Origin of the sequence: uncultured Nostoc sp. (genome assembly GCF_964245445.1) — a bacterium.
In the GTDB taxonomy this organism is placed as follows: Bacteria; Cyanobacteriota; Cyanobacteriia; order Cyanobacteriales; family Nostocaceae; genus Nostoc.
This window is the reverse complement of sequence record NZ_CAXTNE010000331.1, coordinates 1-7,936: the sequence shown is the minus strand read 5'-3', so window position 1 is coordinate 7,936 and position 7,936 is coordinate 1. Positions and strand designations below refer to the sequence as shown.

The window sequence follows — 7,936 nt, the reverse complement described above, 5'->3', positions numbered from 1 at the left end:
GGATTGGGGAATGGGGAATGGGGATAGAGGAAGAAACTATAACCTGTAACCTATAACCTGTAAGCTATTTCAGGGCGACTTTAGAGATTACGGTTTTTTCTAAAGAGGGAATTGCAGCCACCATTGTTGTAGTTGTAGATTCACTCCAACGCACTAACCAAGTGGGTTGTACTCCCAAAAAGATGATAAAAGCTGCCAAAATTAAAGCTGGTATTTTCTCAGACCAAAGAACTTTAGGATAGTAGGCGAAGTTATCGAGTCTGCCAAAACAAGTGCGGTTGAGGAGGATGACAAAATAAACTGCGGTTAATCCACTAGCTACTACACACAAAATTGTCGGAATGGGAAAGGCAGAGAAACTACCTTGAAAGACGATAAATTCTGCGATGAATCCTGTTAAACCAGGAATACCTGCACTAGCCATCCCACTTAAAACTAGTAAGGCACTAATTAGGGGTAAACCGCGTATAGGACTCATCAAACCATTAAGTTTATCTAACTCGCGGGTACCAACTTTAGCTTCTACAACTCCCACCAAGTGGAAGAGAATCGCCAAGATGATACCGTGGCTAAACATTTGGGCGACTGCACCCACAAGTGCTAAGGGAGTACTAGCAGCACCAGCTAGCAAGATATAGCCCATGTGACCAACGGAACTGTATGCTACCATGCGCTTGATATCTTTTTGAGCGATCGCAATTACTGCTCCATAGATAGCGCTGACTGCTCCCCAAATTGCTAAAGTCGGTGCAATAATACTCCAAGCATGGGGAAACATACCCAACCCAAATCGTAACAATCCATAAGTTCCCAGCTTTGCTAATACGCCACCCAGAAGAATGGCAATTGGTGCTGAAGCTTCAACATAAGCATCCGGTAGCCAAGTATGGAAGGGAACTAAAGGAATTTTAATACCAAAACCTAACACTATCCCTGCTAGTAAAAGGATTTGTTTTGCTGTTGACAGGTTTTCTGTAGAGACTGCATCAAAAGCAAAATTGGTAGAACCACTCAGCCACACCATACCTAAGAATGTTGCCAGAATTAATGCTCCTGAAACGGCAGTATAAATCAGGAATTTAATCCCAGCATAACCTCGTTTTTCCCCTCCCCAAATGGAAATTAATAAGTAAAAGGGGATTAATTCTAGTTCGTAAAATAGGAAGAATAGTAGTAAATTCTCTGCTAGAAAAGCGCCTGCGACTCCTCCACTAACTAATAAAATCATCGAGTAGAACAACCGGGGACGTTCAGTTTCTTTACTACTGGTGTAAATAGAAATCCAGGTGAGCAGGCTATTTAACACCAACATTAATATAGAAAGTCCATCAACCCCTATTTGATAGCTCAATCCAAGGGTTTCATTCCAGGGTAAGTACTCTTTAAATTGCATCCCTGGATTGCTGATATCAAATTTTATTAGGATAAAAAGGTTCCATAAAAGAACTATCCCTGAAAAAATTAATGCTATTAAACGAATGCGATATTTAGGAATACTTACAGGTAAGACTGCTATGAAAATAGCAACGGAAATTGGAAGCAAAATCAAAACACTTAACATGGAAATTTTGTCCTTTGTCCTTTGTCCTTTATGACTCAATACGCTTGGTTTAAAAAAATAGTAGGTTGGGTTGAGCGATAGCGTAACCCAACAAAGTCTTGAGAATGTTGGGTTTCGTTCCTCAACCCAACCTACGTCTTCGTCCTTTGTCTTTTGTCCCTTATGACTTACTCTTAAGCAATGACTAATGACAAAGGGCAAAAAAGCTAACTTACTATACTAATTTCCCCAGTATCTAAATCGTAATAACCACCGACTATTTTCAGCTTTTCTGCTTTGATTAACTCAGATAAAACTGACGATGATTGCAATCTTTTAATTTGCGCCAAAATATTTGCTTTACAAACATTTTCTACCATATCTCCTGATTTATCTTTTGAAGTTTCTACACTTGGTTTAATTGCTTCAAGCAAACTTCCAATATTTCCAGGTACTGGAGCACCTTTAATCGCCGCTTGTACTGCACCACATCTTTCATGCCCGACGACCATGATGACTTTGGTGCCTAATACTAAACTGCCAAATTCTAAGCTACCAATTTGCTGTGTTGTGGCAATATTACCAGCGATACGGCAAACAAATAAATCTCCAAGTCCTTGGTCAAAAACAATTTCTGAAGGTACTCGTGAATCTGCACAACCGAGAATAGAAGCGAAGGGCTTTTGACCTTTGGCAACTTCAACTAAACGTGAATAGCTTTGGTCAGGATTACGACGTTTTCTTTTGGCAAACCTTTCATTCCCATCTAATAACTCTTGCAGTGCTTTATCGGGCGTAATATCTTCTTCTGCTGGTTTTTTTTCGGCTGCAAGTAAGTTTGAACCAAGTCCGGCTGTCAATACACCTGTACCGATCGCACCTGCACCAAACTTAAATAAACTTCTTCTGGAAAGATTAATTTGGGTATGTTGTCTGCTCATGGAATTTTCCTGAAAATATTAAACTGTTAACTTTTAGTAGGATAGTTACTGCTACCCAAGTGTCGAAATTTGAAAAACCAAATTTAAAAACTGCACTCCCCAAAATCGCCAAGTTATCCACATTCCTAAAACGCTCACTCCTAGAAGGACGGTGAAAGCATAAAACTGGGTTTGTCCGGAGGTGCTGTATTTGAGACTTTCGCCACCTAATAGCGAAAATAAACCAACCATATTCACGATGCCATCGACTACAAAGCGGTCAATCATATCGGCAAGTTGGGAAATTTTGGCAACGCTGAAAATAATCGTCATCCGATAGATATTGGGAGTGTAAAAATCGTATGCGATTAAGTCTTGTAAACCTTTCCAAGGCAAACGAATCGGTTTGGGAATATTGCTCAAATAAATCACACCAGTGATACTGCACCCGAAAATACTCGACCAAATTAAAAGCAGTGCGACATCTTTATTGAGAGTTGCCCAATCTGGTAAAAGTGATAAGCTTTGCAACACTAAAGAAAGATGTAGACTGACACCAAGTAAAATCATTGTTGGCAGAATCATCGGCCAGTGGGCTTCAGGCGATCGCTGCGCCATTTGTCTAGGTTTACCACCAAAAATTAAAGCGAATTCTCTCGTTAAACTGACGGCTGTCAAAGCATTTACCGCTATCAATACTCCCACTAACCAAGGTTGGGTTTTCCATAACCCATCTGCTAATTCCAGCATCGCCGAAAAGCTACCCAGGGGTGGAAAACCAATTAACCCCAAACTTCCAACGATAAAGGCGATTCCGGAAATTGGGCGGCGTTTCCACAGTCCACCAAGTTGGGTTACGTCTTGGGTGATGCTATTCCAGATAATTCCGCCGGTACTCATTACCAATAGTGCTGCGGATATGGCATGGGTAAGGACTAACAATAGTGCTGCTTCGTCTTGTTGGACTCCCACAGCGATGAATACTAAACCCATGTATGCGCTGACAGAATAGGATTGGCAGCGTTTAAGATCAATTTGAGCGATCGCAATTAAAGAAGCACCTACGGCTGTCACTGCACCAATCACAACCATCGCCGAGGAAGCTATGGGCGAGATGGTTAACACAGGTTGCAATTTAATCAGCACCCATGCACCACTAGCTACTACTACCGAGTTCCGCAAAATCGTACTGGGAACAGGGCCTTCCATCGCTTCATCTAGCCATAGATGCAAGGGAAATTGGGCGCATTTACCCATTGGCCCAGCAATTAAAGCTAAACTTACCAGTGCCATAGTTGTCGGGTTGACGTTCGCAGTAGCCGCCCACTGGGCTAGTTCTGTGTAATTCCAAGTTCCGGCTAAAGGCCATAATGCCAATACGCCCATCAACAAGAATAAGTCTCCTACCCGCTTAGTTAAGAAAGCATCTCTAGCACCTGAAACTACCAAAGGCTGGCTAAACCATAAGCCGACTAGTAGGTAAGTTCCGAGTGTCAGGACTTCCAAAATTACATAGCTGAAGAACAAGTTATTACATAAAGCAAGGGCACATAGTCCCGCTTCAAATAATCCTAATAAGGAATAGAAGCGTCCCCAACCCCAATCCATTTCCATGTAGCCAATCGCATAAATCTGCGCCAGCAAATTCAAGCCAGTAATCACAACTAAAGCGCCAACACTCACCGAGGATATTTCCAAAGCAATGGTGAGGTCTAAACCAGCTGTAGATAACCAAGGAATAAATACTTCTTGGGCTGGATGATTCCAAGTTGCTTGTAAGGCGATCGCACTATGTACAAACGCCAAAAATGTCATTACCAAATTTACATAACCTGCCGGTCTTGGCCCCGTTTTCCGAATGATCCCTGGCGACCAAGGTACGGCTAACAAGCCACCTATTAAGGCATAGCACGGAACTAGCCAAACAGTCTCTAGTAGAAACTGAGCCATTAACTTACCTCATATATTGTCATCAAAAATTTGGGGGTTTGAGTCAACTCACGTTGATCCCCGTTAACCTAGCGATGTCTACGATGGGCTACGCCTACGCAGATCAGACAAATTTATCTTTATTTAATGTTCTTAAAAACAGCTTACCGTTATCTTTGTCAAAATGGTATTACTTTATCTAAACAAATTTGAGATAAATACTCTAAATAAATCTTATATAAACAACTATTTGAGTAATGAATAATAGCTATTGTTTTTTATCTATTCATCATGAGTTTTTACTTATTGACATAAATGATAAAAGACGCAAGTCCTTTGCGTCTCTACAATTCAGCTAAATGTAATTCACGCTTCGGTAGTTTTGTCAACCTGCCAAAAAACAGAAATAATCGCAGGCGCTTGGTCAAATTGGCTGATGGGGGCGGGTTTCATGTCCCGGTAGTCGAGCAGTTGGACTAAGATGAGGTAAGCGATCGCTAAAATGATCGAAATCGCACCTGTAATAATGGCAACTAGTTTTGAACGCTCCATCAGTATTTCCTTTAATGCAAGTTATTGGGCTGTGTCTATATCTACATTAATACTTGAGACACATACCACACACTGACCAATATACTTGCAGTTGATCAAAGCAACGGTTTAGACACTCCGTTAGTAATGCATTCGACTTATTTATCTTTACATAGTTTTGTTTTTCCGTGCCTACCTGCTTATTAAAACAAGATATAAATATGGAGTTTTGCTTACACTGCAAACATTTTAAAACTCTAAAAAGTGTTGGATAACATAGCAAAGTTAAGATTAAAGTTAAGTAATAAGAGGCTTATAGCCATTTCTTATTACAGTTTCTTTACAGTTTATAAACATTATCTAAACATTATCAGTGACGAAGAAGCTACATACTTACTGTTATCTCGCTAGGATATTCACTAATGCGGGATAGTCACTTGTATTTAAATTAAAAGTGTCATGATTAGTATTATTAAATTAAATAAAATTGACTTTTTAGTTGTAATTATTATTGTCATAATTGGTCTTGTACATTTACCTTTTCCATTTGACGGAGATCAAGCATTTTTTAGGCTAGGTGCTTTAGAGATGCAACAAGGAAAGGTACTCTATCGTGATTTCTGGGATGTAAAGCAACCAGGGATTTTCTGGTTTTATTTTCTGGCGGGAACTTTGTTTGGTTTTAATGAGATTGGCATCCATGCGTTTGAACTTATTTACATGGTATTTTTTTCGATAATATTGCTGCTGACTCTAAAAAGCTATTTTCGGCATCAGATAATCGCAAGTTTAGTACCTTTGTTAACGGTTGGTGTTTACTATATTGTTTCAGGCGCTTGGCATCTTACTCAAGTGGAAGCGCTGGTTGGTTTCCCTTTATTCCTTTGTCTTTGGCTAACTTTTCAATCTTTTAAAAGCGAAGGAAAGCAAAGATTTATCCTGCTTTTAGTGTCAGGTTTTATTGGTGGAATTGTCCTCTTATTTAAATTAATATTTTTACTGATATTATTTTCGTTTTGGCTAACTATATTAATGTATTCTGTATTAATAAAGCGGCAGGGTATTCAAAAAATATTTATTGAAATTTGTTTGCCAATATTTATAGGGATTATATTTCCTCTTTTAGTCGTTGCCAGCTACTTTGCGTGGTTTAATAGTTTTTCAATAGTCTATCAGACATTTTTTATATATCCGCCTCTTATTATTGCTCATTATGCATTAAATCAAAAGGATTTTATTTCGGGAATCAAATGGTTTGTACAGAACTTTTATCCTTTAGCTTTAATAGCTATTATTGCAATAGATGCTTCTTTGCGTAAGTCTAAGAATATATTAACTTTGTTACTTGTTGCTTGGTGTGTTTTTGGTTTGAGTGTTATTGCTCTACAATATAAAGCATTGTGGGAATACCATTTTTTACTGCTATTTGTACCCATAGGTATTTTAGCAACTAAAGGATTAGATATATTATGGGACTCTTTAAAAGAATTAAGTTCCCCAGTTCCAACAATTTTGCTCATATTTTTATTGTTCTTACCTTTGTCATCCACTCTTATAAAAAAGAGTGTAACTCTGGTTAATAATAAGTTTGCTTTAACTGAAGATACACGATTTAAATATCAAACTGTCTTTAGAAAAAAATATCCATCCCTTCATTCAGAGGCTAACTTAATATGTCAACCAGGAAGTGTTGCAGGTGAGATTTATGTAGCTGGTGATCCAGCGATTTACTACTTTTCTGGTCGGACTCAAGCAACAATACTACGTGGTTGGGCACTTGAATATTTTCTGCCTGAGCAATGGTTAACACTTGTAGAGGAGTTAGATTCATCAAAGCCTCCTTATATCTTCATTGATTATGAACCACAGGCGATAATCAAAGAAAATTTTCCCAAGCTGCTAGAATTTGTTGAGCAAAAATACCAAATTTTACGTCAAAGTAATAACGGTATTTGGTATATCATCAAATGATCGGGGTAAGTTTCATGTCTTGGTAGCCTAGCAGTTGGACTAGGATAAAGTAGGCGATCGCTAAAATAACCGAAATCGCACCTGTAAGAAATAAAATATTAACAAGCTGAAAGCGACATTGAGCTATTGCCATGACAACCAAACAAGCCATCTTTGACGCAATTGAACAACTGCCAGAGCAGCACCTAAAAGACGTGTTACAGTATGTTCAAAAACTTGCAGCTACTCCATCACCAGCATCCAACCCACCCACCCAAAGCAGCGATCCCCTTGCAGACTTCATCGGTGCAGTCTCTCACGGCTCCCTGGCTGCCAATTTAGACGATGAACTTTATGAGGGCTAAACTTTTTATTGATACATGGGGCTGGCTAACGCTTCATGACAGAAATGAACGCTATCATCAAGAAGCCACAGAAGCCTACCAACGTGCGATCGCTGAAAATGGGAAAATTTATACAACAGATTATGTCCTTGACGAGACAATTACTTTCTTTTTTCGACGGCTCCCGCACCTCGCGCCGACCAATCCATGAAGGTGATGCTGTCGGCCTTCTCAGCCGATAAATTTCATTTAATTCGCATTACTGAAGAACGCTTTTCTCTAACTGAGGCATTCCGTTCTAAGTTTATCGATAAACCTCTAATTTCTTTCACTGACCTGACCTCAATGGTAGTCATGCAAGAATTTGGCATTACAACGATCCTCAGCGAAGATGCTCACTTCACCCATGTAGGTATGGGCTTTCAGCTAGTTCCCTAGTTTTGACTTTTGATAAACCGTAATTATCTTGAACTTGTCACGCATCGAATAGCGGGAAATCATTTAAGTTATATCTTGCACCTGCCCACTTTCCCGCCAGAGAATAAATTCTCTGGCTAATAGCGCAAGTCCACTCAAGTGGACTCCAATCCTTATTCAGTCTTCTTTAGAAGACTTTAGCTAGTAGCCTCAGAATTCATTCTGAGGCGGTTATTGGGACTGATGCAATACGCTTGGGTTAAGGAAATTTATCTGTTAAGGCAGGCAGGGGAGGCAGGGGAGGC

Annotated in this window: 9 protein-coding genes; 4 read left to right on the top strand and 5 right to left on the bottom strand. The window is 39.5% G+C overall.

Translation table 11 applies throughout. The features are described from left to right. Nucleotides 1–64 precede the first annotated feature (64 nt). The 4 genes from ACFE90_RS33655 to ACFE90_RS33640 form a co-directional block, all read right to left on the bottom strand. Nucleotides 65–1,561: an NADH-quinone oxidoreductase subunit M gene (locus ACFE90_RS33655; protein WP_375506638.1), complete on the bottom strand. Its 1,497-nt coding sequence runs from the start codon at nucleotides 1,559–1,561 to the stop codon at nucleotides 65–67. A gap of 206 nt (nucleotides 1,562–1,767) precedes the next feature. Then, entirely contained in the window at nucleotides 1,768–2,481 is a 714-nt protein-coding gene (locus ACFE90_RS33650; protein ID WP_375506637.1) for a carbonic anhydrase, read from the bottom strand. 51 nt (nucleotides 2,482–2,532) lie between these two features. Then, complete coding sequence (locus tag ACFE90_RS33645) at nucleotides 2,533–4,410, bottom strand: NAD(P)H-quinone oxidoreductase subunit F (protein WP_375506636.1); 1,878 nt, start codon at nucleotides 4,408–4,410, stop codon at nucleotides 2,533–2,535. A gap of 345 nt (nucleotides 4,411–4,755) precedes the next feature. After that, on the bottom strand, nucleotides 4,756–4,941 hold the full coding sequence (locus ACFE90_RS33640; protein ID WP_322645696.1) for a hypothetical protein: 186 nt from the start codon (nucleotides 4,939–4,941) through the stop codon (nucleotides 4,756–4,758). A 438-nt stretch (nucleotides 4,942–5,379) separates the two neighbouring features. On the opposite strand from ACFE90_RS33640, the gene ACFE90_RS33635 reads away from it, so the two are divergent. Further along, nucleotides 5,380–6,891, top strand: a complete 1,512-nt coding sequence (locus ACFE90_RS33635) for a hypothetical protein (protein ID WP_375506635.1) — start codon at nucleotides 5,380–5,382, stop codon at nucleotides 6,889–6,891. Here the strand turns inward: ACFE90_RS33635 and ACFE90_RS33630 are convergent. Then, entirely contained in the window at nucleotides 6,884–7,024 is a 141-nt protein-coding gene (locus tag ACFE90_RS33630) for a hypothetical protein (protein WP_375506634.1), read from the bottom strand. The genes ACFE90_RS33635 and ACFE90_RS33630 overlap by 8 nt on opposite strands. Here ACFE90_RS33630 and ACFE90_RS33625 point away from each other — a divergent pair. The 3 genes from ACFE90_RS33625 to ACFE90_RS33615 are packed head-to-tail and all read left to right on the top strand — an operon-like array spanning nucleotide 7,023 to nucleotide 7,652. After that, nucleotides 7,023–7,235: a hypothetical protein gene (locus ACFE90_RS33625; RefSeq protein ID WP_375506633.1), complete on the top strand. Its 213-nt coding sequence runs from the start codon at nucleotides 7,023–7,025 to the stop codon at nucleotides 7,233–7,235. The two genes, ACFE90_RS33630 and ACFE90_RS33625, sit on opposite strands and share 2 nt — an antisense overlap. After that, a complete protein-coding gene (locus ACFE90_RS33620) occupies nucleotides 7,225–7,425 on the top strand; it encodes a hypothetical protein (RefSeq protein ID WP_375506632.1) in 201 nt (66 codons plus the stop codon). The genes ACFE90_RS33625 and ACFE90_RS33620 overlap by 11 nt, the downstream gene beginning before the upstream one ends. 5 nt (nucleotides 7,426–7,430) lie before the next feature. After that, entirely contained in the window at nucleotides 7,431–7,652 is a 222-nt protein-coding gene (locus tag ACFE90_RS33615) for a hypothetical protein (protein ID WP_375506631.1), read from the top strand. Nucleotides 7,653–7,936: the final 284 nt, after the last annotated feature.